We start from the raw sequence: 22,911 nt of genomic DNA, 5'->3' as shown, positions 1-22,911 counted from the left end.
AATCCCCTGAGGCCAATTGGCTCAGGGGTTTGCTGTTCGCTTATAAGAAATTTTTATATTTAGTAACATACTATAGCAGTGAAAAGCTTTGATAAATTCCTGTACAAGCAAAACCAAGAAATTTGCGAAATTTCCCCAACTACTTATAAACTCCATTTTTCACAATCTGAAGATAATCATTTAATTCTTGTACGAGAGGATCTGGCTCATGGAAAAAATTATATTGATTACTTTTATAAAGCGCTTGATATTTATTACCTAGCTGTTCGCTAATAAACATCGTCATATTGATTACTGTATCAACCGAGACATTTTCTCTAAGCCTATCCGTTTGAATAAGATCCTTAAGATAAATATGTTCAAGCATAAAGTCTTTTTGGTATGTTTCATAAAACTTCGTCATTAATTTTTCCATTTCCGTTTTCACGGCTACAGGTGGATTAATGAAAGCATCTGTGATTAACATCGTTTCATGCAAATATTGTTGTGTAAAATCGCGTTTTAATAAATAGATTTCTTTTACCCTTTCAAAGAAATCATCAGATTTAACTTCCTTTAGTTCCTTCATCGTTACTTCAGTGAGAATCTCTATTCCATAATTGACTAAATAAAGATATAAGTTTTTCTTACTCTTAAAATAATGAAAAAGGAGCCCTTTGGAAATTCCTGCTCTACTTGTAATGATATCTGTAGTGGTCTTCTCATATCCATTCTTCACAAATTCCTCATACGCCACTTTTATAATTAGATCTTTTTTTTCCTGGGGCTGCTTTTCGAAAGCTGAATACAATGACGAACACCTCTTATTATTGTTTAGCACCACATGACCAATTAAACGGCAATGTCTTTTTTCTATATACCATAAATGCAGTGAAAATACTAAAAATGATAATAGCAGCCATGAGGACTATAAAAATGGGTTCTAACATATTTTCATTGATAATATTAGCCGCATCTACATACTTAAACGGACTAAAATATTTTAAGACATCCAAGTCCTCCGATAAGCCTGACATCACATTTAAGAAGTAGGTAACGATGACAATGGCAAGCGATGCCGATAATGTATTCCTCGTTTTCCTCATTAACGATGAAAGCATGAAGGAAATGGCCGCAAATGTTAAATGCAATAAAAGTGTCGCGATAATTAACAAGGCAAATGTTTTTCCTGGTACATCAGCATCCTTCGTAAACTGAAAACCTATTAAACTTGAAATGGTTGAAACAATGTTTAAGATCACGATATTTACAACAACAGCAAGGAGCTTTTCTAAAACGATTCGGCCTCTTGATACCGGCTTGGAGAGCAAAAATTCTATCGTTTTTTCGTTCTCTTCCTTTGCCAGAATATTAGAAGCTAAAAGCGCGGAATAAATAGTTCCTAATAGAGTTGTCATCATATAGATTTCAATCCCATAAAAGCCAATTAATGTCCCTAGGTTAATCCTATCCATTCCAAACATTTGTTTCATTGATTCTGGATACGCTTCAAAAAGATCATTCATCGATTTTTGACCTTCAGCAAACTGTGGAAATATGCTTAAAAGCCATATGATTAACCCTGCAAGTACAAGGCTCCAAATGATTAACGATTTCCGGCTTCGTTTCAACTCTCTCATAAAAATCATCTGTCTCACTCCTTACTATTCATAATAGTGCATGAATACTTCTTCCAAGGTCGGCTCTTCAATCAATACATCTTGAACCGGCAAATCATTTAAACGCTTGAGAAGTGCCTTAATATCTCCACTGTAAAGCAAGGTAACTGCATTCCCATTTACTTCTTTTTTGATCATTCCGTTCAGTTCAAAATGAAGCTGTTCTGGATGTTCAAGAGTTAGCGTAATATTTTTCACCTTATTCTTTGTTAAATGCTCAATTGTTTCTACCGTAACAAGCTTACCATCCTTAATTATTGCCACACGATCACACATTTTTTGGACTTCACTTAGAATATGTGACGAGAAAAAGATCGTCGCCCCATTGTCTCTCTCTTCTTTAAGTAGGTCAAAAAAGTGATTCTGTATTAATGGATCTAATCCGCTTGTTGGTTCATCTAAAATAATAAGCTTAGGCTCATGAAGCAATGCTTGCACAATCCCAACCTTTTTCCTGTTTCCAAACGAAAGATCCTCGATTTTCCGATTTACATCGAGATCAAGCCTAGAAGCCAATTCCTTCATTCTTTCTGCACTAAATTTTTTATGAAACCGTGCTGAGTATTTCAATAAATCGACTACCTTCATATCATCGTAATAGTGGATTTCTGACGGCAAGTATCCAATATTTTGCCGAATTTCCTGTGAATGTTTAATAATATTCTTACCAAAAATCGTTGCACTCCCGCTCGTAGGATAGATAAAGTTCAATAGAGTTCTGATTGTTGTACTTTTTCCTGCTCCATTCGGACCGATAAATCCAAATACTTCACCTTCCTCAATTGAAAAAGAAACATCGATAATACCCCTGTTTTTTCTATACGATTTTGTTAAATTCCTTAATTCTACAATTGCCATACATGAACCCTCCTCTACTCGGATAATCCACCAATTGACTGTTCAGTCAATATCATTGTAAATCCGATTGACTGGATAGTCAATTTATTTTTAGCAAATTTTCAAAAAACTCTTACAGGCAATTTCTCAACAAAAATCATCAACATAACCAATGAAAAAGTAATAAATCCAATAGCGATTGACCATAATGGTAACGATTATTAGCTGGGAGGTGTTAATTATTGAAGGATGAGTTAGATATCTTTAATCGAATTTTTTCAACTACAAAGGAAGCTATTGAAAAATTTATGAGTATGCTTGATCCGGTAATTGAATTTGCAAAAGACGACCATGAACGCCTTTACTACCATCATATTTATGAGGAAGAGGAACAGAGGCTTTCACGGTTAGACGTCTTGATCCCTCTTATTTCAAAATTTGAAAGTATGGAGGATGTACAAGCATTTTCACCGACAAATAATGAATTTAATCGACTTCTACAAGAGTTAAACCTTGAAAAGTTTGGTTTACATAATTTTGTTGAGCACCTTGATTTAGCACTTTTTCAGTTTACGGATGAAGAACGGAGTACATTATTAAAAAAATTAAGAACGGATGCCTATCATGATTATCAGCAAGTAAAAGAAATGCTATTGGAGATTAATAAGCGATTTGACCATAATTATGTGGATCCTCATGCACATCATGATAAAGACCATGATCATTTAGCCCTCCCTAATGATGCACAAGGCAAGAAAGTCAGTTCAATAAAAAAAGATTTTACTGTTGGCAGTTTAAAAACATAAGAAATGCGTAAGCGCCTTGGTCACCCCCGACAAGCACAAGACGAACCCTCCCGGAAAGGTGTACTTTACCTTTCTGGGAGGATTGGCTTGTGACCTCGAGGTCGACAAAAACGCGACGTCCTGTCGCATTGCCGACACTAGTACGTCCTGTACGTCGGGGGGAGGCGCTGGAGCTAGACAGTTCTCTAACTTGGAAAAACTTAAACTTATTTAAATAAAAAAGTGAGGAGAAAGAGATGAGTTATACACCAGATTTACCCTTTTCAGATTCGGAATAAAATCATTTGCAGCAAATCGTGATTGATGCAGCACGAAGACAATTAGTTGGGCGCAGGTTTATCGAATTATATGGACCGCTTGGGAGAGGGGTACAGAGCATTTTTAATGATATTTATGTAGAAAATCACGAAGCAAAAATAGATTTTCAAGGCTCGTTTGATACAAATATCGAACCTGGCAAACGTGTAAATTATACGATTCCTATGCTTTATAAAGATTTTGTTCTTTATTGGCGTGATATTGAGCAAGCAAAGGTTTTAGACATTCCTATTGATTTTTCAAGTGCTGCCAATGCTTCTCGTGATGTCGCCATTTTAGAGGACCAATTGATATTTCATGGATCAAAGGAATTTGATATTCCTGGATTAATGAATGTCAAAGGCAGGCTAACCCATTTAATTAGAAATTGGTATGAGTCAGGAAGTGCCTTTCAGGATATTGTGGATGCAAGAAATAAATTACTCGAAATGAACCATAATGGTCCTTACGCACTCGTTTTGTCACCAGAACTTTATTCACTGTTGCACCGTGTACATAAGGATACAAATGTATTGGAAATTGAACATGTCCGTGAGCTTGTTACAGATGGTGTATTTCAATCACCCGTTTTAAAAGGAAAAACTGGCGTACTCATTAACACAGGGAGAAATAATCTCGATATGGCCGTTTCTGAGGATTTTGAAATAGCATATCTTGGAGATGAAGGAATGAATCATCCATTTCGAGTGTATGAAACAGTCGTACTCAGAATCAAACGTCCAGCAGCTATTTGCACTCTTGATAATCCTGAAAAATAGGGAGCATATATGTTGGATAGTAGATTATTTACTGTTGGCTCGCTCATTCCAAGTAATATTGTATCAGAATCATTAAAGATACTGTATTCAAGTTCAAGCATTCATAAAAGTTCCCCTACAGACAATATACAAAGTATGATGCTCATACAAAATGGAAAACGCTATGAAATTCAGCAAGTAAAAGGGCAGTTATTATTAGATGCAGCCCTAAAACAAGGGCAAGAGCTGCAATATAAATGCCGTAAAGGTACATGTGGTTTATGTAAAGTGAAAATTGATCATGGATCAGCCTTTTTGCTTCCGCCAAATGATATAGAGCAAAAAAAGTTAAAGAATGCATTGGACGATGGGTATCGATTAGCTTGTCAATCTGTGATTAGATAAAAAAACGAGGTGTTTGACCTCGTTTTTTTCATTTATTATGCAAATTTTCGTTCACTGAAATGTATAAGATTATCTTCGATTATGAAAGGTAAAGTAATATTTTTCTTTTCAAGCTCTTCCATACTTATATCCCTTACAAGCACTAGCGCTTCTTTTTTAAATGTAGGTGTGATAAAGCCGTCGTTGATTTCACATAATCTTTGTAAGTATTGCAATGTATCAGCAAGCAATAATTGTTTAACATGCTGGTTGTTTAATTGACAAATTAATTTATATTCTAAGCCTTTCATAATGGCAATTTGGTCAACATGAATGCAAATATTCATTCCAGCCTCATCAATAAAACATAAGGAAACGTATTGTCCTTTAGACTTGTCGATATTGGTGAATACTGGATTGTTAAAGGTTTCACCTGATATTAATTGTAAAATGGCCGCTTCTGCAGCTCCACCAATATTACGTTGATTTAAAATAACCGTATCAATATCTTTCAAGCCATGAAGCATACTCACGATGTTCCCTCCAAGAATGAATTATATCTGGAAAATAAGTTACTTTTATAGTAAGGGAAAATGATAATCATTGTCAATAAGACTTAGACATTATTAAATATGTAAATAATACCGGCAGTTTTGTACGGTATTTTCATTTGTTTCATTGATTCTGGATACCCATTAAAAACCGTTAACTGCCTCAGAATGAAACAGTTAACGTGAAATATTGAATAAAACATAAAGTGAAACTTCCATCAGTTGGGGTTTTTCGACGCACAGGACGTGCTAGTGCCGACGTTGCCACAGGACGTGGCGTTCTTAGTCGGCTTTCATCCCCCACTGATGGTTAGTTGAACCAATCACGCTCAAAACGCCACGTCCTGTGGCTTTCGCCTGACTAGGACATCGTGTCCGTCGTCGGGCCTTTACGGGCAGTTGATCCCCACTTAGGTTTCTTTGATTCTCTCGCAAACTTGAAGTGGGGGTCTTACTGCCCGTTAATCTGCGATAAATTCATAGTTTCAATAGCTTGGTGATACAATTTCTCATCAAGAGCTTGGCAGAGAAAGAATTACTTCTGTTCCTGAACCTAGCTCACTTTTTATACTTATTTTACCCTTCATGCTTTCAATAATTTTAAACACAACCATCATACCAAGCCCTGTCCCATTACTAGTCATAGTAAAATAAGGCTCTCCTAATCTGCTGATTATTTCACTGCTCATACCAACACCGTTATCTAAAATATGAATGCTGCATAAATTATTCCTTATAACTGCTTTTATCTCAATGCTACCGCCATTGGGCAAGGCATCTATACTATTCTTAAGAATATTCACTAAAGCTTGAACGAATTTGGAGTGATCTCCAGGAATGGTACAATGGCTTAATTCTTTTATTTCTATTTTCACATTGGCCTGATCAGCTAATGGCTTAACTATGTTAATTGATTCGGATAAGACTTGTCCGACTGGAAGCATCTCTATTTTATTTGGGTAAGGTCTTGCAAAAGTGAGATAATCGGATACAATTCGATCGATTTTATCAATTTCATCCATAGCAATTTGAAAAAAAGATTCTTTTTTATCATTAGGAAGAGACGGATCATCTTTAAGTAAATGGATCATTCCACGAACAGTCGTCAGGGGATTTTTGATCTCATGATTGACTGCTGCAGCTAAATGACCGATTAGATCAAGCTTAGCAGAGTGATATATTTTCATACGGAATAAATAGTTTTTCCTAATAGCTTCTAAAGATAGACTAACAATAATAATCCCAGATAAATTCGTCATTAGGTAACTGGTCAAAAATTCGATACCAACAAATGTATCTTTGACAATTGAAACAGATGTGAGAACAAATATTGAAAGTAGAATATAAATACTTGAAGCTACCATCACTTTTTTTAATATTTTCATGCGAAAATAATAGGGTCTGACCAAAAGTGCTATAGAAAGTAAAAGAGGAGTACTGAATAATGCAATAATCGCTCCAATTCCACCTTGATATAACCTAATAATAAGTATTTCTAAAGTAAGGAGAATGCCTGTTAACGGTCCGCCATATATTGTTCCAAACCAAAGTGGAATTCCTCTTAAATCGAATTTGATGCCATCTTCCTCAACGAATGAGAATGCCATATTCAGAAAAATAGCTAAAGCAGATGTGAATAATATTGCGTAATTTTTTACAAATGAACTATTCGGTTTACTTTCAATCCAAAATTGATGAATAGTCATGGTAATCAGGATGACTAGTAAGTTAAAAAGTAAATTACTGCCTTCATGTAACATCTGCTTTATCCTCCCTTATTCAATTGTATTACTACTTAAAATGCCTATTTAATGCTGAGGAATCAAAGAATCGAAAATTCGAATTATTATAAAAATAATATCACACATAGATTTAATCGCATATCTATCAAAAAAAATTTTTGGCATTTTTTTATACATTTTATTATTATGACAAGCTCCGTAAATTAATAATGACTAGTAAGCTTTGACATGTATTTGAGACTGACAAATCCATTCCTAGAGTTGATTTTTGATCTTAATAGGCGTTCAGTTATTCTCATAATTGTAGGGTTCACATGGAACACTAATTAGGACATCTACGAGGCTTTTTATTCGGTACTTGTCCTCATTGAGCAATTCACCTATTTGTTAGCTTTGAAGTTTAAGTAATCAATAGAAAAAAAGACCTCATAATTCTAAAAAAATACCGGCATCATTTTGCCGGTATTTTTGTCTATTTGTATCAAGTCATTTCTATTTCAATTGCATAAACAGCTTCATTTAGAATAGTGACTTTTGCATGGAGGTCATTTTCCAGGAGAAACGATTGCATGTCAGCTGATGAAATTCTTTCATGGAGAGGGGGACCCATTTCTGATTCTACCGCTTCCCAATCAAGAATGAGCAGCCGTCCATTCGGTTGAATAGTCCGTTTAAATTCTTTAAGGGCTTTTTCCATATTCGGGATTTCATGCATCACAAAAGCTACGATTGCTTTGTTTATCGTATTGTCAGGAAGCTTAATATTTTCAAGATTACTTTCAATGTAATGTATGTTCCTAACTTCCTCTTGCTCTGCTCGTTTTCTCAACAAATCTAGCATCTTCGGTTCAATGTCTATTGCATAAACCGTATCATTCGTTTGCTGTGCGAAAGGAATCGAGAAAAAGCCATTGCCCGCTCCGAAATCTGCGAGTTTGTCACTTGCTTGGATACCAAGTAGAGAGATAACTTTATCTAAATCAATTAATTCTCTTCTCTTAGGCGAAAGTAATTTATCCGCCTTTTCAGGATTAAAGCGATGTCCAGCCACAAAATCACTCCTTAGCTAAAAAAATTTAGATATCAATAAAATGACTCCTACCAGGAGCCAAACGAAAACCCCAGGTCATATTGGCGGAAATGAAAACTTCTTCTTTCCTTCATCAGGGTTTTTCCGGTTAATGCCTCAAGTACCAGTTTGGCAATCATTTATCCGTTTCTTTTCCATGAAAACACCACCTTTAATCTATCCCTTTCACAGGATATCGCTCCAAATTTTCACTGCTGTTGCTGCAATTAATACAGCCAGAATAACTTGAAGTATTTTCGTATTTACTTTTTTCCCAGTCATTGCACCTAATGGTGAGGCAATCAAGCTAGCAACAACCATAATAAGTGCAGGTCCATATTCAACTTGTCCTGTTGTAATTTTACCAATTGTAGCACCAATAGATGAAATAAATGTAATCGCTAATGAAGATGCGATCGTCATTCGAGTTGGAATCTTCAAGATAACGAGCATGATTGGAACTAATAGGAATGCACCTGCAGCCCCTACTATTCCTGACCCAACTCCAACAATTAAAGCTAGTGCTGCAGCAAGCCATTTATTAAATTTCACTTGATCGAGCGGAATATCATCAAGACCTTTTTTAGGAATAAACATCATAACCGCAGCGGTTAGAGCTAAAATTCCATAGATTAAATTAATCCCGCCCTCTGACATTGCTTTTGAACCAAAACTACCGATAAAGCTCCCAATTAATATACTAACACCCATATACCCGATTAATGTTTTATTTAAATATCCGTCTTTGCGATAGGCCCATACACCGCCAATGGTAGCAAAAAATACTTGAACAGCACTGATTCCAGCTACTTCATGAGCACTAAAAGCAGCAAAGCCGAATAAAGGTGGGATGTATAACAGCATTGGATATTTTATAATCGAACCGCCAATTCCTACCATTCCGGAAATGTATGATCCAATAAAGCCTATTAGAAAGATCGTAATCATAAATGTCATATCCATATCTTGCACTTCCTCTTAAGAAAAGGTTAGAAAAACTTAGCGTTCGCCAAGTCCTTCCGGCGAAAGCTTAGTTTTTCTTATGCGATATTATTTGCAGACAATTTATTAAAATTCCAATTATACTTTAGTACTTTAATAAATTTAAGTTTGCCTATTAGCGCACCAAATTGGTTCCCTCTTCAGTTTTTTATTCACCCTTTTTAATCCAAAATTTATATACTCCATTTTCATCTTCTTGCTTTACTAATTCATGACCACCTGATTTTGTCCAAGCCGTAATATCATTTTTCGATCCTTTATCTGTGGTGTGTACTTCTAATACTTGACCTGATTCAAGCTCATTCATTGCCTTCTTTGTTCTTACAATGGGCATTGGACATGCAAACCCTTTTGCATCTAATAGTTTTGTAGCTTCCATTTGTTATTACCTCCAATAATTTTTTAGGGTGCTTACGCTTTCTTATTGTCTAGCTTCAGGCGCCATCGGCTCGAGGTCATAAGCCAATCCGTCACAAAGGTTAAAGAACAACCTTTATGCCGGCTCGTCTTATGCTTGTCGCTGATAGGCGGGCGCCTTACGCTTTTCTACCTCACTGCACAGCGGTTTGGGCCAATTTCCATTTCGCGTTGCTCTTCTTCGTCTGGGGTGATTTTCCCCATATTTGTTTTGCGAATCTCTTGGTATGCATTTGGCTGCGGCGGTAAATTTTCAGTCACAAGCCTTCTAAATTCTTCTTCATTTTTTATGTTTAAACCATGGTTTTCTGCAAATAAATCTCCAAGCTTTTTACCTACACTACCATCCTCATTTAATTCTTCAATAATCATAAAGTGTGCTGGCAGTACCACAAGGTCTTCTGATAATTCTCTGTAGCGTTTATACAGGCTTTCTCTTAAATCTCCAACCCAGTCTTCCGCTAAACCAGCAAGGTCTGGGCGTCCAATTGAGTCGATAAATAAAATATCACCTGATAGCAAATACTTTTCATCAACTACAAATGATGTTGACCCGATTGTATGTCCTGGTGTATATAGAGCATGAATACCGATCGCAGTATTACCAATTTTTATAACATTTCCGCCTTCAAGGGGCTCGTATTTAAATGTTACTTCTGTAGCGTCCATTGGCGGCAGCCAATACATTGCATTTGTCTTTTCAGCAATTTTTCGGCCACCGGAAATATGATCGGCATGCAGATGGGTATCGAATACATGAGTAATCTTTGCTCCCTTGCTATCTGCAAAATCAGTAAAGATATCCGTCATTCTTGTTGCATCTATAATCGCCGCCTCCCCATTTGAGATGATCATATAGGATAGACAGCCTTTTCCGATGCGGACAAACTGATACACTTCACCGCCATTTTTTAAATCTCCAATTTTGACAGGCTCCAAGTGCTCGCTCCAAGCTTTCATCCCGCCTTCTAAATATGAAACAGTAAGCCCAGCCTCTGAAAGTTCTTCTGCTACAAAAATAGATGAGCCTTCCTTCGCACATACAACTAAAACATCCTTATCTGTTGGCAGCTTATCAAGAATCCCTTCAACGCCGTCAAGCAGTTCAAAATACGGAATATTTAAATACTCGAAGTTTTCACCTTCAATTTTCCAGTCCTGATAATCCTCTGTATTACGGACATCCAGAATAAATAGCTCCTCTTTATTAAACACTCTCTTTGTTACCTCTGTTGCCTTCATTGCATTTACAGCCATCCCCAACCTACCCCCTAAGGTATTATAGTAATTAAAAATTTTTTCGCTTTTCTAGTTTTGTAAAACCTTCATAATCGTTTCTGGATCATACCCGATGACCCAGTTTCCGTTTATTTCCGTTTGAGGTACACCCATTTGCCCTGTAGTAGCAATTAGCTTCTGCATGATTTCAGGATTTGTTTCAACATTTACTTCATTAAAAGAAATATTTTGCTCTGACAAAAAGTTTTTTAGCATCACACAATATGGACATCTTGTTGTTGAATATACAGTAATTGCATTCATTTTATACACCTCTTAGTTATTGATATTTATTGTTTTGCCAGTCCAGCCGCTCATTCCCGGTACAACATTGTTAACTTTTGTGAATCCTTTTTCTGCTAGCCTCTGTGCAGCAAGATCACTGCGGTTTCCCGTACGGCACACAACAAAAATTTCATCTTCATTATTAAGCTCATCTATACGGTCGTCTAATTCTCCTAAAGGAATTGAAATGGCGTTTGAAATATGACTAAATGCATATTCAGCTGATTCCCTAACATCAAGGACAACAAAGTTTTCGTTTGTTTTCAGCATTTTTTCTAGCTCTTCATTAGTAGCTACTTTCGGATGCTTTCTTTCAATTGCTTCATCACTGGATGATTTCCTTAAAAAATGCTTTAGTACATCTCCTTCTTCCAATGTGCCTAAATATTGGTGCCCTGAAGTCTTTGCCCATGCTTGAATATCTGCCCTTGAGCCTTTGTCCGTTGCTTGAACCTCTAATACTTGGCCTTCCTCTAATTCATTCATTGACTTCTTCGTTTTCACAATGGGCATTGGACAAGCCAGCCCCTTTGCATCCAATACAAAGTCTGTTTTTATTTGAATCACAATAAAGCCTCCTTTTTACCTACCAGGGTATATGTTTATTTTAAAAAATTTACTCGATTTCTCCTTCCCAAGCAAGCATTCCACCAGCCATATTCATTACTTTATAGCCATGGCTTTCAAGAAATTGACAAGCACGTCCGCTTCTGGCCCCTGAACGGCATACCATAATATATTCTTTTGACTTATTTAATTCATGCATTCTGAATTCGAGTAATCCTAGTGGAATATGCCTGGCCTCAGGTATTTTCCCCATCGCCACCTCATCCACTTCGCGAACATCAATGAAATTTAAAGACTTTCCCTCCGTTAATAAATCTTTTATTTCATTTGCAGATAATTGTTCCACTTCACTCACTCCTTTTTATCTCCAGGCACTGACTCCGCCTTTTACGTTCGCAATTTTTGAGAAACCTAACTTTTTTAGTACTTTACTCGCCTATTGGCTTCGCATTCCGCTTTTCACGAATATAAATTAAATAAACAAATTCACATTTCCATCTTCAGCATCTGCCAAATAGGCAGCAACTCCTGCGTATTCAACGTTTTCTAAAAGCTCTTCTTCCTTTAATCCTAAAAGGTCCATCGTCATAGTACATGCAACTAGGTTAATTTCCTGCTCCAGCGCCATATCAATTAGCTGAGGAAGTGTCATTGCATTATGCTTCTTCATAATATCTTTTATCATCTTTGGTCCAAATCCAGCAAAATTCATTTTGGATAGACCCATTTTATCAGCGCCTCTTGGCATCATTTTGGCAAACATTTTTTCCATAAAACCTTTTTTGACGTTGATCTGTTCATCCTTACGCAGTGCGTTCAATCCCCAAAATGTGTGAAAGATTGTTACTTCATGATCATATGCGGCAGCACCATTTGCAATAATATACGCTGCCATTGCTTTATCATAATCTCCACTAAATAGGATAATATTTGTTGTTTTCTTATTAGCCAAGGTAATCCTCCTTTAATAAATAAAAATTAATTACCATTACCCCTATGGGTATAATGATATGAAAAATAAAAAAGAGTGTCAACCCTTTTTATTATCTACTTTTTACCAGTAAGTTTACTGCTTCCTTCACTAATTCCTCTGTATTCTTTTCTCCATTTTCTTCCGCATGCTTCACACATTCCACTAAATTTGAACTAACGATCACACCGATTGTACGGTCAATTGCTGATCTAGCAGCAGATAACTGTGTAATCACATCTTTACAATTATTTTCTTCTTCCATCATTCTTAAAATTCCGCGCAGCTGTCCTTCTATGCGCTTTACCCTATTTTTCAATTGATCATTGTATTCCATTTTTAATCTCCTTTCTAGCACACTGTACTTATTCTTTCTTTACATTTACAACCAGTCAAAGTATACCCTGTAATCTTAAAGCCTCTTTTTCTTAAGAACCGAATGCTAATATTCTTTTCCAAATGATCAGCAGCTATAATATGGACAGATAAACTTGGAATCTCAGCATAATTTCTTTTTAAATAGGCTACCGGTATATTTTTAGCACCTTGTATGGGATCGTTATATGATAAATTATAATCTCTTACGTCTAGAATCGTTAGTGAATCTTTATCAATGTTATATAAATCTTTACATTTAACATTCCCAACAGGTAAGTATCTTAAAAAAAAGCTTCCAGTGATTATTGCGAGCAACATGATGATAAAATATAGCATTTATAAAAACCTTCCGAGTTTATTTGTAATATAGAGCAATGACAAGCTTAATATTATACCCTAACAGGTATATTGTCAACTTCTAAAACTTCCCTACTATAATTGAATTGCATCTTATGATGAGTATTTACTACATATATTAGAGAAAATCCGACGTTTGAAAGTCAATTTGAATACTTATCATACAATTCCACGGCTTTTTCTGCCAGCTAGTATACTTTATCAGCCATTTTCCCTGTTTTATCAGCCAATCTTCTTTTATCAACAAATAAATTTAATACTCCTCCAAAAAACAGATCCCCTAATTCCATTGAAATTAGAGGATCGCTACCATTATTTCTTTTTCACCCAGAATTTAATAAAAGGTCCCTCTTGTTCCGTTTTTAAGATGGTGTGACCGGCATTATTAGCCCATGCTGGAAGATCATTTAGCGAACCTTTATCTGTTGCATGGAGCTCTAATACTTGATCGCTCTCTAACTGCTCGATGCCTTTTTTAAGCTTAACAATCGGCATTGGGCAAGTTAATCCTGTTACATCAAGGATTGAATCTACTTTTATTTCATTAGTTTTTTTGACAACTGTTTCACCTAGGTCATTTGTTGTTGTTTCAACGCCTTTATTTATATTGCTTCCGAAAACAGAAGAATAGGTTTTCCAGCCGCCATCCACATTTTTAACATTAAAACCATTATGCTTTAATATACGGCTCGCTAAATAGCCTCTTAAACCAACCTGGCAACTGACATATATAGTCTGATCTTTCGGAAGTTCTTCTAATCGATTTCTTAGCTCATTTAATGAGATATTCATGGATCCTTCAATAAACCCGAATTCTCTTTCCATCGGTTCGCGAACATCAATTAATAGACCACCACTGGCAATAATGTCATCAATTTCATGCCACTGGACATGCTCCAATTCACCTTCCATAATGTTTGCCGCAACATATCCTGCCATATTTACAGGATCTTTTGCAGAAGAATATGGGGGTGCATAGGATAATTCTAAATGAGTTAAATCTTCGACTGTCAACCCGCCTTTAATGGCTGTCGCAATGACATCCATGCGCTTGTCGACCCCATCCATTCCAACTGCCTGTGCACCGAAAATTTTTCCTGTTTCCTTGTCAAAGATTAGTTTTAATGCAATGGAAGACGCACCTGGATAGTAGCCTGCATGTGAGCTTGGATGAATATGAACAACCTCATATGGCACACCTAATCGTTTTAATATTTTTTCATTATTACCTGTAGCAGCTACGGTTAAATCAAACACCTTTGCAATGGACGTACCAAGGGTCCCTTGATATTTCTCCTGTTTTCCCATTATATTATTCGCAGCGATTCGCCCTTGTCGATTAGCTGGGCCAGCAAGTGGAATCATTGCTTTCGTACCGCTTATAAAATCGACCACTTCCACAGCATCCCCAACTGCGTAAATGTCAGGATTCGAAGTTTGAAGGTATTCATTAACAATAATTCCTCCGCGCTCTCCTAAGTGAAGACCAGCTGCTTTCGCTAATTCATTTTCAGGTCTTACCCCAATTGAAAGGATAGTTATATCAGTCTCGATTTTTGTTCCATCTGATAAAATCACTCTCTTCCCATTATCAGCAAAGGATTGAACACCGTTTTCTAATACTAGCTGGACTCCCTTTTCTTTTAAATGGGTGTGGAGAATGCTTGCCATTTCAAAATCAATCGGAGCCATTATTTGATTAGCCATTTCGATGAGGGTCACTGCAATCCCTCTATCAACCAGGTTCTCAGCCATTTCAATTCCGATAAATCCCCCACCAATCACAATAGCTTTTTTTGGATTTTGCTGATCGACATAGTTTTTTATTTTATCTGTATCTGGAATATTTCTTAACGTAAATAAAGCTTCGGCTTCTTGCAATCCAGGGATTGGCGGTACAATTGGTCTTGCTCCTGGTGACAATAATAATTTGTCATATGCTTCTTCATATACCACATCGGTTTTTAAATTTTTTATCGTTACTTTTTTATTTTCAGGATCTATGCTCAAAACTTCACTTAAATTACGGATATCCAAATTAAAACGCTCTGACATTCCTTTTACAGTTTGAACTAATAATTTGCTTCGATCCTTGATCGTCTCCCCAATATAATAAGGCAGTCCACAATTTGCAAATGAAATATGCTCTCCACGTTCTACTAGTATTATTTCTATCTCTTCATTATTTCTTCTTAATTTCGCTGCAGCAGTAGCCCCGCCTGCAACTCCACCAACAATGATTACTTTCTTTGACATAAAGTTCCCTCCAATAATATGAATAGATCACCATTACCCCAACGGGTATAATAACTTACAAAATGATTAATTGTCAACTTAAGTATTCGCCCCTTTTATTCTCTCATGAGACAACATCCAGATTTCATATCTTACAAAACTGTAAGAGAATCTGTAAGGGAAAACTATAGGTATTCTTTAATGCCTTTTGTAAGATAAAGTGAAACTTCCATCAGTGGGGGTTTTTCGACGCACAGGACGTGGCGTTCTTAGTCGGCTTCTATCCCCCACTGATGGTTAGTTGCGGCCCACAGGAAGTGGGTCACGCAGACGTTGCCACACGATGTGGCGCTTTTAGTCTGTGTTCATTTTATGGGCCTTTACGGGCAGTTGATCCCCCACTTAGGTTTCTTTAATTCTCTCGCAACCTTGAAGTGGAGGGCTTACTGCCCGTTAATCTGCGATAAAGAAAGAATCTTAGGAGGTTATAAGGTATGAAAACACAAGTTGTTGACGTTAAAAACGTAAAAAAATTCTATGGAAAAAAGGGTGAAAACCAATCCATTGCTCTTAATGGCGTTTCATTCTCAATTCATGAGGGTGAATTTGTTGGGATCATGGGGCCATCTGGCTCTGGGAAAACAACTCTATTAAATGTGATCTCAACTTTAGATCATGCTACAGATGGTGTCGTGCAAATTGCCGGTACCGATATTACAATAATGAAGCAGGATCAGCTTTCAGATTTCCGTTCACAAAAGCTAGGGTTTATTTTCCAAGACTTTAATCTGCTCGATAATTTATCGATTTATGAAAATATTGCCTTACCTCTTTCCTTGCAGGGTGTCCCTTCTCGAGAAATTGGTCCAAAGGTTAAAAAAGTAGCAGAAACATTAGGAATTTCAGCAATTCTTTCAAAATATCCTTCAGAGGTCTCTGGCGGTCAAAAGCAGCGTTGTGCAGCTGCCCGAGCACTCGTTCATGAACCGGCAATCATTTTAGGAGATGAACCAACTGGAGCGCTTGATTCGAAAAACGCAGCGAGCTTATTAGAAGCAATGACCAATTTAAATGATGAGCAAGGTGTATCCATTATGATGGTTACCCATGATCCATTAAGTGCAAGTTATTGCCGTCGAATTCTTTTTATTCAGGATGGTGAATTGTATAAAGAGATTCATCGTACAAGTACTCGAGATGCCTTTTATAAGGAAATTTTGGATGTGCTGGCTGGGCTCGGTACACAGAAAGCGTAGGAGGAAAAGACATGTTATTCAAGCTATCTATGTCAGGGCTAAAAAGTAAACTAAAAGACTATCTCGTTTTACTAGTCGGACTTGTCATCTCTGTATCTATCTTTTATCTGTTCCAAACTCTTGCGCTGAACCGAGCATTTATTGAAGCCAACTCTGTTATTAGCCAGATCCAGTTTGTCTTTCATGCTGGTTCCGTTCTACTGGCCATCATTACCTTCTTCTATATCTTGTATGCCAACTCCTTCTTATTATCACTAAGGCAAAAGGAATTCGGCATGTATATGATGTTAGGTGCGAAAAAGCGTAAGATTACGGTACTTATGTTTATTGAGACGATTGTGATAGGTTTTGTTTCACTTATTATCGGAATTGCATTAGGAATAGGACTTTCTCAAGTGATCGGCCAACTGCTTATGAAAGAGCTAGAATTTACAGCCGGAGGATACCATGCATTTTACGTTCCATCAATAGTCGTTACTTGCATCTTCTTCCTTGTATTGTTTATGCTTTCCGCTATTTTGAATAGTATTAAGCTATCGCGCGTGAGTGTATTGCAGCTTGTTCATTCCGATGTACAAGCAGAAAATTCCTTTGTAAAGGGAAAAAAGACTTTCGGAATTGCTTTTCTTTCAATCATATTATTAGCGATTGGTTATGCAGCGATGCTAAATATGGCTACGCTTCAGCAGCTAGGAATCATTATTTCACTTGTGACAACCACCTCTGGAACGTATTTGCTATTTATGTCGGTTCTGCCGCTCATTATTAAAAAACTTAAGGCGAATAAAAAGCGCTTTGAAAAAGGAATTAATGCTTTCACATTTGCTCAGTTGAACTTTCGTATAAATAGCTTAACGAAAGTATTAGCAACTGTTGCGATGTTAGTTGCCCTAGGAGCTGGTGCCATATCAGTTGGAATGGCTTTCAAGAATAATGTCATGATTATGGTAGAAGGCTTCAACACCTATGATGTCGTTACTCATAATCCTACCGCAGAAGAAAAGAATATATTAGCAGACATTAAGTTTGACGAAAAATACGAGTATCATTATAAAGTCGATGACCAATTTGTTTACTACACAAAGGAAGATCTAGAGAAACAGCGTCCAATCATCCAAACTTTTCAGGATGAAAAGAGCTTTAGAAAGAAAGAAAAGGTTACTGGAGAACTTCCAGTAGGCAGTATTGTAGGATTAGAAGATCAACAAAGTGGATTAGCAGTTCCTGAAGAATGGGCTTTTGCCTTGGATACCATTCAGCCTTATTATTTATATCCAGATCACAAAATCAAAATTATTGATCAAAAAATGTTTGGGGATGTAAAAGGAAAAGAAGGCATTGCTATCATTGGAAAATCAGATGACTTTCAAGCCTATATGATGGAATGGAAAAAAATCGATGAGCTGCAGCAAAAGAAATATGGAAATGACACCAATATGTATAGTAAATATCGATCCTACCAAGATATGTATGGCTTTGCGAGCGGAACTATTTTTATGGGCTTCTTCTTAGGAATTGCCTTCTTAGCTATGATGGCCAGCTGCTTAATGTTTAAAATCCTGTCTGGCGCAACAAAGGACATTAGCCGCTATCAAATGCTCCGCAAAATTGGTGTGCGTTCTACATTGCTGACAAAATCTATCTATAAAGAGCTATTCCTAGTTTTCTTATTCCCGGCCATTGTCGGAATCATCCATGTATTAGTCGGAATGGAGATGTTCTCCTTTATACTCATCGCCCCATACTTCCGAGTTTGGCTACCAATTGTCATTTTCACTGTCATCTACGCATCCTATTATTGTATAACCGTTCAATTATATAAAGGGATCGTGTTTCCAAAAACAAATTAATAAGTTAAAGAAAAAAATCCTGCTCCCGGAAATCTAAAAATGGGGGCAGGTTTATTTTTTACTATTAATCTAAGTTTTATTGTTCAGGTATAGAGAGCGATTTGTCGGAATTGCTTTTGCCACCGCTGACGACGGTATGCATAGGGGAATGTAAACGCTAAAATCACTCCCCGTAGGGAAAGGGAACTCAATCAGCCTAAAACTGAAAAGTTCCCTCTTGCTTGATCCATTTATGGCAGAACTTAAAGTGTTTTCGGTACAAGATTATAGCAGCGTTTGTAAATCCATTCATAATCTTTGACAGTTAGGTCTCGCGGGTTTCCGAAGGTTTGCGGATCTTTCATTGCTTCTTCGGCAAGGCGTGGGATCATGTCTTCCGGGACACCTTGTTCTTTTAAGGATGGAATATCCAATTCCTTAACTAACGTATAGATTTCATTGACTGCTGCTTTTGCTGCTTCTTCAGTTGTCATGTGAAAAATATCGACTCCTAATGCTTGTGCAATCCGGGCAAAGCGTTCAGGGGCGCCTTTCCAGTTGAATTCCATCACAGGTCCAAGCATCCATGAGACACATTGGCCATGTGGGACATTAATGATGCCGCCAAGCGTTTGAGCCATTGCATGGGCAGCGCCGGCAGATTCGCTTCCATAGGAAAGACCGGCAAGCATGGCTGCTTGAGCCATTCCGTAACGTGCTTCAATATCTGTTCCATCTGCATAAGCACGGCGAATATATTTTGCTACATATTCCATTGCTAAAAGGGCAACAGCATCTGTAATCGGCTGCGCAAATTTCATTGTGTAGCATTCAATGGCATGAGAAAGGGCATCAATTCCTGTCATTGCTGTAACATGAGGCGGCATGGAAACATGTAGCTCCGGATCAATCAATGTCAAATGTGCCGCTATTAAAGGACCGCCTGTGTTGAATTTGAATTGCCGTTCTTCATCTGTGATAACTGCCCATTGCGTTACTTCCGAACCCGTTCCTGCCGTTGTTGGGATTGTAGTTAATGGTGGGATTCGGTGTTCTAACGGTTTTTTTCCTTCCGCAGCTTCGTACTCAAGGACAGACCCACCATGGGAGACTTCTACACCAATTCCTTTTGCCGTATCCATTGAACTGCCGCCCCCGACTGCAACAAGTCCGTCACATTGATTCTCATGGTAAAGCTTGGTGCCTTCATTTACAATTCTAACTGGGGGGTTTGCTTCGACTTTCGTGAAGAGGATCACTTCTAATCCCGCTTCTTTTAATGATTGTTCAACTGATTTTGTCATGCCTGCGCTGTAAATGCCTGCATCTGTCACAAGCATAACTTTTGAAACGCCTAGTTTTTTAATTTCTTCACCTGCATTTTTTATCATGCCAATTCCATGTTTAATTCTAGTCGGCAATTCAAAAGTATGCATGTTTGTCATATGTTCAAATTTCATATTCATCCCAGCCATAAAAAATTCCTCCTCGTCGCATTCGCTTAAATCTTGATTAGTATGTTAAAAAATATTGTACCGATAAAGATTCCCCATTGGATTCAGGGGATAGAAAACTTAGAAAAATCTTGCAATCATATAAAGTGAAACTTCCATCAGTGGGGGTTTTTCGACGCACAGGACGTGCTAGTGCCGACGTTGCCACAGGACGTGGCGTTCTTAGTCGGCTTTCATCCCCCACTTAGGTTTCTTTAATTCTCTCGCAACCTTGAAGTGGGGGTCTTACTGCCCGTTAATCTGCGATAAAGTGAAACCACAGTCGGTATAGGAGACTGCCCGTTGATAAAAACTAAGTTTAGGTTTACTACTTAAACCAATTCATAGGTTCAGGTTTTGTATTTTGATAGATATGTTTTGTTTCCGTATATTCATCCAGCCCGCTTTTCCCTAGTTCACGGCCAATGCCTGATTGTTTATACCCGCCCCATGGTGCTTGTGCAAAATAAGGATGATAATCATTAATCCACACGGTACCCATTCGTAATTGGCTTGCGACACGTTCGGCCTTTGCTAAATCATTTGACCAGACTGCACCTGCAAGGCCGTAAATGGTATCGTTTGCTAACTTGATAACCTCTTCCTCTGAAGAAAAGCGCTCCACAGTTAGGACAGGGCCAAAAATTTCCTCTTGGATGATGCGCATATTGGAAGTACATTCCGTAAATATGGTCGGTAAATAGAAAAAGCCATTTTGCAATGCGGGATCTTTCGGACGTTCCCCGCCTATAATTAATTTTGCCCCCTCTTTTTTCCCGATTGCTACATATTCTTCTACTTTTAGGCGGTGTTCAGCTGATATCATTGGTCCTGATTCGGTGTCCTGATCGAAACCATTGCCAAGCTTGATTCTTTTCACGCGTTTAACTAATTGCTCAACAAACCAATCATGGATGCGATCTTCAACTAGTAATCTAGCACCTGCCGAGCAGACTTGGCCTGCATGAAAATAGACTGCATTTAAGGCCTGATCAACGGCTACATCTAGATCACTGTCCGCAAAAACAATATTAGGGTTTTTGCCGCCAAGCTCTAGGGCAATTTTTTTGACATTTCCGCTTGCCGCACACATAATCTTTTTGCCCGTTTCAATTCCGCCAGTAAAAGAAATAAAATCAACGAGCTGACTATCAGCCATTGCCTGCCCTACGGTGCTTCCTGCCCCGAGCACAAGGTTGACAACCCCTTTTGGAACCCCTACTTCTTCAATTAATTCCGTGATTTTAATTGTTGTTAAAGGTGTGATTTCACTTGGCTTCATGACAATTGTATTCCCAGCTGCAAGCGCGGGGGCAATTTTCCAAGCTGCTTGTAGCAAAGGATAGTTCCAAGGCATGATTAATGCGCACACACCAATCGGTTCACGAACGACTTTACTTATCGAATTCGGAATAGGAGATTCAATCATTTCACCAGCGTTTTTATCAGCTAGACCAGCAAAATAACGAAATACTTCCGCGATATCCTCCATATCTCCTTTGCTTTCAATTAGCGTTTTGCCAGTATCCAATGTTTCAAGATGGGCCAATTCACTTTTATCACGTTCAATGAGTTCCGCAATTTTGTAAATAAGCTTTCCGCGTAGATTGGCAGGTGTTGAAGCCCAACTCCCTTGATCAAACGTTTTTCTTGCTGCGCGAATGGCCAGCACAGCATCTTCTTCATTCCCTTCGGCTACGGTGGCAATCAATTCTTGGTTAGATGGATTAATAATTTTACGGGTCGCTTGCGATTTCGCCTCTATCCAGGAACCATCTATGTGCATTTTTTGTATGGACATGATATTACGGCCTCCTTTGTTAAGTTCGTTAAATTTATTTTTAACAATATTTACGACTATTAACGTAACATAAGTTCTCTTTTATTGTAAAGGGATTATTTCGAAAATTTAAAAGTGTATACATAATCATTGATTTCTTCATATTTAAGGGCAATTATAATTATCGGAAAGTATAAAATTATTGTTTGACAATTGAGATCATTCCTGTATTATAAAAAATATATTTAACAAATTAAACGAAAAATAGTTTATAAGGAGGTTTTAAATAGATGACTGAGCAGTTGAAAAACGATGAAAGGGCACTGGAGGTTATTGAACAGGCAAAGGAGGCTGTCATTAGCGCAATTGCGGAAACGATGGATCTTTACGGTGTTACTCATTCAGCGGGACGACTATATGGAACTATGTATATTGAAGGGGAAATGACATTAGATCAAATGAAAGATCGTCTTGGAATGACGAAACCGAGTATGAGTACCGCTGTGAAAAAACTGCAAAGCAACGCGATGGTCCAAAGAACATGGAAGAAAGGATCACGAAGGGAGTATTTTACAGCAGAAAGAGATTTCTTTAAATCGTTTATTGCTTTTTATTGTGAAAAGTGGAAACGAGAAGTTGAAATGAATTTGGTGGCCATTGATAAAGCGGCTAAAGGATTAGAAAGTGTGATGAATAATGATCAAGTTAGCCGCGGAATTAGGGATTATGCGGGAAATCTTCATGAACAAATTATCGATTCAAAAAAATATTATAAATGGTTAAGCCGTCTTATCGATTTAATTGAATCAGGCGAGATTTTTCAGTTTCTTCCGATTGAGGACGATGCTCGGTAGTTAACTCCTTTCAAGCAGCTAAAAACACCAGAAGTCAGCATCCATCTAAATAGTAGATTACACTTACGTTTCGTTCGATTGGGGTTCTAGATCAGAAAAACCAAACAT

At 37.5% G+C, this 22,911-nt stretch carries 24 protein-coding genes; 6 read left to right on the top strand and 18 right to left on the bottom strand.

Translation table 11 applies throughout. The features are described from left to right. Positions 1–139: 139 nt before the first annotated feature. The 3 genes from KHA94_RS10430 to KHA94_RS10420 are packed head-to-tail and all read right to left on the bottom strand — an operon-like array spanning position 140 to position 2,516. A complete protein-coding gene (locus KHA94_RS10430; protein WP_213102029.1) occupies positions 140–790 on the bottom strand; it encodes a TetR/AcrR family transcriptional regulator in 651 nt (216 codons plus the stop codon). Positions 791–806: 16 nt separating this feature from the next. After that, positions 807–1,628, bottom strand: coding sequence for an ABC transporter permease subunit (locus KHA94_RS10425; protein WP_213102028.1), 822 nt, complete (start codon positions 1,626–1,628; stop codon positions 807–809). Between the two features lie 15 nt (positions 1,629–1,643). Beyond that, positions 1,644–2,516 carry an ABC transporter ATP-binding protein gene (locus tag KHA94_RS10420; protein ID WP_213102027.1) on the bottom strand — a complete coding sequence of 291 codons (873 nt, stop codon included), beginning with the start codon at positions 2,514–2,516 and terminating at the stop codon, positions 1,644–1,646. A 221-nt stretch (positions 2,517–2,737) separates the two neighbouring features. Here KHA94_RS10420 and KHA94_RS10415 point away from each other — a divergent pair, with 221 nt between their 5' ends. From KHA94_RS10415 to KHA94_RS10405, 3 genes are all read left to right on the top strand, one after another. Then, a complete protein-coding gene (locus KHA94_RS10415) occupies positions 2,738–3,301 on the top strand; it encodes an IMEF encapsulin system ferritin-like cargo protein (RefSeq protein ID WP_213102026.1) in 564 nt (187 codons plus the stop codon). A 284-nt stretch (positions 3,302–3,585) separates the two neighbouring features. Continuing rightward, entirely contained in the window at positions 3,586–4,377 is a 792-nt protein-coding gene (locus tag KHA94_RS10410; protein ID WP_213102025.1) for a family 1 encapsulin nanocompartment shell protein, read from the top strand. Between the two features lie 9 nt (positions 4,378–4,386). After that, positions 4,387–4,761, top strand: coding sequence for a 2Fe-2S iron-sulfur cluster-binding protein (locus tag KHA94_RS10405; RefSeq protein WP_213102024.1), 375 nt, complete (start codon positions 4,387–4,389; stop codon positions 4,759–4,761). A 35-nt stretch (positions 4,762–4,796) separates the two neighbouring features. Here KHA94_RS10405 and KHA94_RS10400 read toward each other — a convergent pair whose 3' ends face one another. The 13 genes from KHA94_RS10400 to KHA94_RS10340 all read right to left on the bottom strand — a co-directional run bounded on the left by KHA94_RS10400 (position 4,797) and on the right by KHA94_RS10340 (position 15,612). Beyond that, entirely contained in the window at positions 4,797–5,267 is a 471-nt protein-coding gene (locus KHA94_RS10400; RefSeq protein WP_249365468.1) for a hypothetical protein, read from the bottom strand. Positions 5,268–5,803: 536 nt separating this feature from the next. Then, positions 5,804–7,051: an ATP-binding protein gene (locus KHA94_RS10395; protein WP_213102023.1), complete on the bottom strand. Its 1,248-nt coding sequence runs from the start codon at positions 7,049–7,051 to the stop codon at positions 5,804–5,806. 463 nt (positions 7,052–7,514) lie between these two features. Beyond that, on the bottom strand, positions 7,515–8,084 hold the full coding sequence (locus tag KHA94_RS10390) for a class I SAM-dependent methyltransferase (RefSeq protein WP_213102022.1): 570 nt from the start codon (positions 8,082–8,084) through the stop codon (positions 7,515–7,517). Positions 8,085–8,288: 204 nt separating this feature from the next. After that, positions 8,289–9,065: a sulfite exporter TauE/SafE family protein gene (locus KHA94_RS10385; protein WP_213102021.1), complete on the bottom strand. Its 777-nt coding sequence runs from the start codon at positions 9,063–9,065 to the stop codon at positions 8,289–8,291. A gap of 187 nt (positions 9,066–9,252) precedes the next feature. After that, positions 9,253–9,483, bottom strand: a complete 231-nt coding sequence (locus KHA94_RS10380) for a sulfurtransferase TusA family protein (RefSeq protein ID WP_213102020.1) — start codon at positions 9,481–9,483, stop codon at positions 9,253–9,255. 167 nt (positions 9,484–9,650) lie between these two features. Then, positions 9,651–10,778, bottom strand: coding sequence for an MBL fold metallo-hydrolase (locus tag KHA94_RS10375; RefSeq protein ID WP_213102019.1), 1,128 nt, complete (start codon positions 10,776–10,778; stop codon positions 9,651–9,653). A 51-nt stretch (positions 10,779–10,829) separates the two neighbouring features. Beyond that, entirely contained in the window at positions 10,830–11,063 is a 234-nt protein-coding gene (locus tag KHA94_RS10370; protein ID WP_213102018.1) for a glutaredoxin family protein, read from the bottom strand. Positions 11,064–11,075: 12 nt separating this feature from the next. Continuing rightward, positions 11,076–11,651, bottom strand: coding sequence for a sulfurtransferase TusA family protein (locus tag KHA94_RS10365; RefSeq protein ID WP_213102017.1), 576 nt, complete (start codon positions 11,649–11,651; stop codon positions 11,076–11,078). 49 nt (positions 11,652–11,700) lie between these two features. Continuing rightward, positions 11,701–11,997, bottom strand: coding sequence for a rhodanese-like domain-containing protein (locus KHA94_RS10360; RefSeq protein ID WP_213102016.1), 297 nt, complete (start codon positions 11,995–11,997; stop codon positions 11,701–11,703). Positions 11,998–12,123: 126 nt separating this feature from the next. Continuing rightward, on the bottom strand, positions 12,124–12,603 hold the full coding sequence (locus tag KHA94_RS10355) for a DsrE/DsrF/DrsH-like family protein (protein WP_275950882.1): 480 nt from the start codon (positions 12,601–12,603) through the stop codon (positions 12,124–12,126). A 91-nt stretch (positions 12,604–12,694) separates the two neighbouring features. Next, on the bottom strand, positions 12,695–12,958 hold the full coding sequence (locus KHA94_RS10350) for a metal-sensitive transcriptional regulator (RefSeq protein ID WP_213102015.1): 264 nt from the start codon (positions 12,956–12,958) through the stop codon (positions 12,695–12,697). A gap of 14 nt (positions 12,959–12,972) precedes the next feature. Continuing rightward, positions 12,973–13,335, bottom strand: coding sequence for a rhodanese-like domain-containing protein (locus KHA94_RS10345; protein WP_249365425.1), 363 nt, complete (start codon positions 13,333–13,335; stop codon positions 12,973–12,975). A gap of 333 nt (positions 13,336–13,668) precedes the next feature. Further along, positions 13,669–15,612 (bottom strand): CoA-disulfide reductase, encoded by a 1,944-nt coding sequence (locus tag KHA94_RS10340; RefSeq protein WP_213102014.1) that lies wholly within the window; start codon positions 15,610–15,612, stop codon positions 13,669–13,671. Between the two features lie 473 nt (positions 15,613–16,085). On the opposite strand from KHA94_RS10340, the gene KHA94_RS10335 reads away from it, so the two are divergent. Continuing rightward, positions 16,086–16,847, top strand: a complete 762-nt coding sequence (locus tag KHA94_RS10335) for an ABC transporter ATP-binding protein (RefSeq protein ID WP_213102013.1) — start codon at positions 16,086–16,088, stop codon at positions 16,845–16,847. Positions 16,848–16,858: 11 nt separating this feature from the next. Then, the gene (locus tag KHA94_RS10330) at positions 16,859–18,697 is read left to right on the top strand and encodes an FtsX-like permease family protein (RefSeq protein WP_213102012.1); all 1,839 of its coding nucleotides are present in this window, start codon (positions 16,859–16,861) and stop codon (positions 18,695–18,697) included. Between the two features lie 242 nt (positions 18,698–18,939). On the opposite strand, the gene KHA94_RS10325 is transcribed toward KHA94_RS10330, so the two are convergent. Further along, positions 18,940–20,151 carry an iron-containing alcohol dehydrogenase gene (locus KHA94_RS10325; protein WP_213102011.1) on the bottom strand — a complete coding sequence of 404 codons (1,212 nt, stop codon included), beginning with the start codon at positions 20,149–20,151 and terminating at the stop codon, positions 18,940–18,942. Between the two features lie 346 nt (positions 20,152–20,497). Next, positions 20,498–21,970: a betaine-aldehyde dehydrogenase gene (gene betB / locus KHA94_RS10320; protein ID WP_213102010.1), complete on the bottom strand. Its 1,473-nt coding sequence runs from the start codon at positions 21,968–21,970 to the stop codon at positions 20,498–20,500. A 269-nt stretch (positions 21,971–22,239) separates the two neighbouring features. Between betB and cudC the strand changes: the two genes are divergently transcribed. Further along, positions 22,240–22,803: a choline uptake/conversion transcriptional regulator CudC gene (gene cudC / locus KHA94_RS10315; RefSeq protein ID WP_213102009.1), complete on the top strand. Its 564-nt coding sequence runs from the start codon at positions 22,240–22,242 to the stop codon at positions 22,801–22,803. Positions 22,804–22,911 lie beyond the last annotated feature (108 nt).

The organism is Cytobacillus citreus (assembly GCF_018343665.1).
GTDB lineage: Bacteria > Bacillota > Bacilli > Bacillales > Cytobacillaceae > Cytobacillus > Cytobacillus citreus.
This window is presented reverse-complemented; position numbering and strand designations above follow the sequence as displayed.

Excerpts from the sequence above, each read along its gene's own strand:
- KHA94_RS10425 (WP_213102028.1), bottom strand. The coding sequence starts at position 1,628 with ATGATTTTTATGAGAGAGTTGAAACGAAGCCGGAAATCGTTAATCATT.
- KHA94_RS10420 (WP_213102027.1), bottom strand. The coding sequence starts at position 2,516 with ATGGCAATTGTAGAATTAAGGAATTTAACAAAATCGTATAGAAAAAAC.
- KHA94_RS10405 (WP_213102024.1), top strand. The coding sequence starts at position 4,387 with ATGTTGGATAGTAGATTATTTACTGTTGGCTCGCTCATTCCAAGTAAT.
- KHA94_RS10400 (WP_249365468.1), bottom strand. The coding sequence starts at position 5,267 with ATGCTTCATGGCTTGAAAGATATTGATACGGTTATTTTAAATCAACGT.
- KHA94_RS10395 (WP_213102023.1), bottom strand. The coding sequence starts at position 7,051 with ATGTTACATGAAGGCAGTAATTTACTTTTTAACTTACTAGTCATCCTG.
- KHA94_RS10385 (WP_213102021.1), bottom strand. The coding sequence starts at position 9,065 with ATGGATATGACATTTATGATTACGATCTTTCTAATAGGCTTTATTGGA.
- KHA94_RS10380 (WP_213102020.1), bottom strand. The coding sequence starts at position 9,483 with ATGGAAGCTACAAAACTATTAGATGCAAAAGGGTTTGCATGTCCAATG.
- KHA94_RS10375 (WP_213102019.1), bottom strand. The coding sequence starts at position 10,778 with ATGGCTGTAAATGCAATGAAGGCAACAGAGGTAACAAAGAGAGTGTTT.
- KHA94_RS10370 (WP_213102018.1), bottom strand. The coding sequence starts at position 11,063 with ATGAATGCAATTACTGTATATTCAACAACAAGATGTCCATATTGTGTG.
- KHA94_RS10350 (WP_213102015.1), bottom strand. The coding sequence starts at position 12,958 with ATGGAATACAATGATCAATTGAAAAATAGGGTAAAGCGCATAGAAGGA.
- KHA94_RS10345 (WP_249365425.1), bottom strand. The coding sequence starts at position 13,335 with ATGCTATATTTTATCATCATGTTGCTCGCAATAATCACTGGAAGCTTT.
- KHA94_RS10340 (WP_213102014.1), bottom strand. The coding sequence starts at position 15,612 with ATGTCAAAGAAAGTAATCATTGTTGGTGGAGTTGCAGGCGGGGCTACT.
- KHA94_RS10335 (WP_213102013.1), top strand. The coding sequence starts at position 16,086 with ATGAAAACACAAGTTGTTGACGTTAAAAACGTAAAAAAATTCTATGGA.
- KHA94_RS10330 (WP_213102012.1), top strand. The coding sequence starts at position 16,859 with ATGTTATTCAAGCTATCTATGTCAGGGCTAAAAAGTAAACTAAAAGAC.
- KHA94_RS10325 (WP_213102011.1), bottom strand. The coding sequence starts at position 20,151 with ATGGCTGGGATGAATATGAAATTTGAACATATGACAAACATGCATACT.
- betB (WP_213102010.1), bottom strand. The coding sequence starts at position 21,970 with ATGTCCATACAAAAAATGCACATAGATGGTTCCTGGATAGAGGCGAAA.
- cudC (WP_213102009.1), top strand. The coding sequence starts at position 22,240 with ATGACTGAGCAGTTGAAAAACGATGAAAGGGCACTGGAGGTTATTGAA.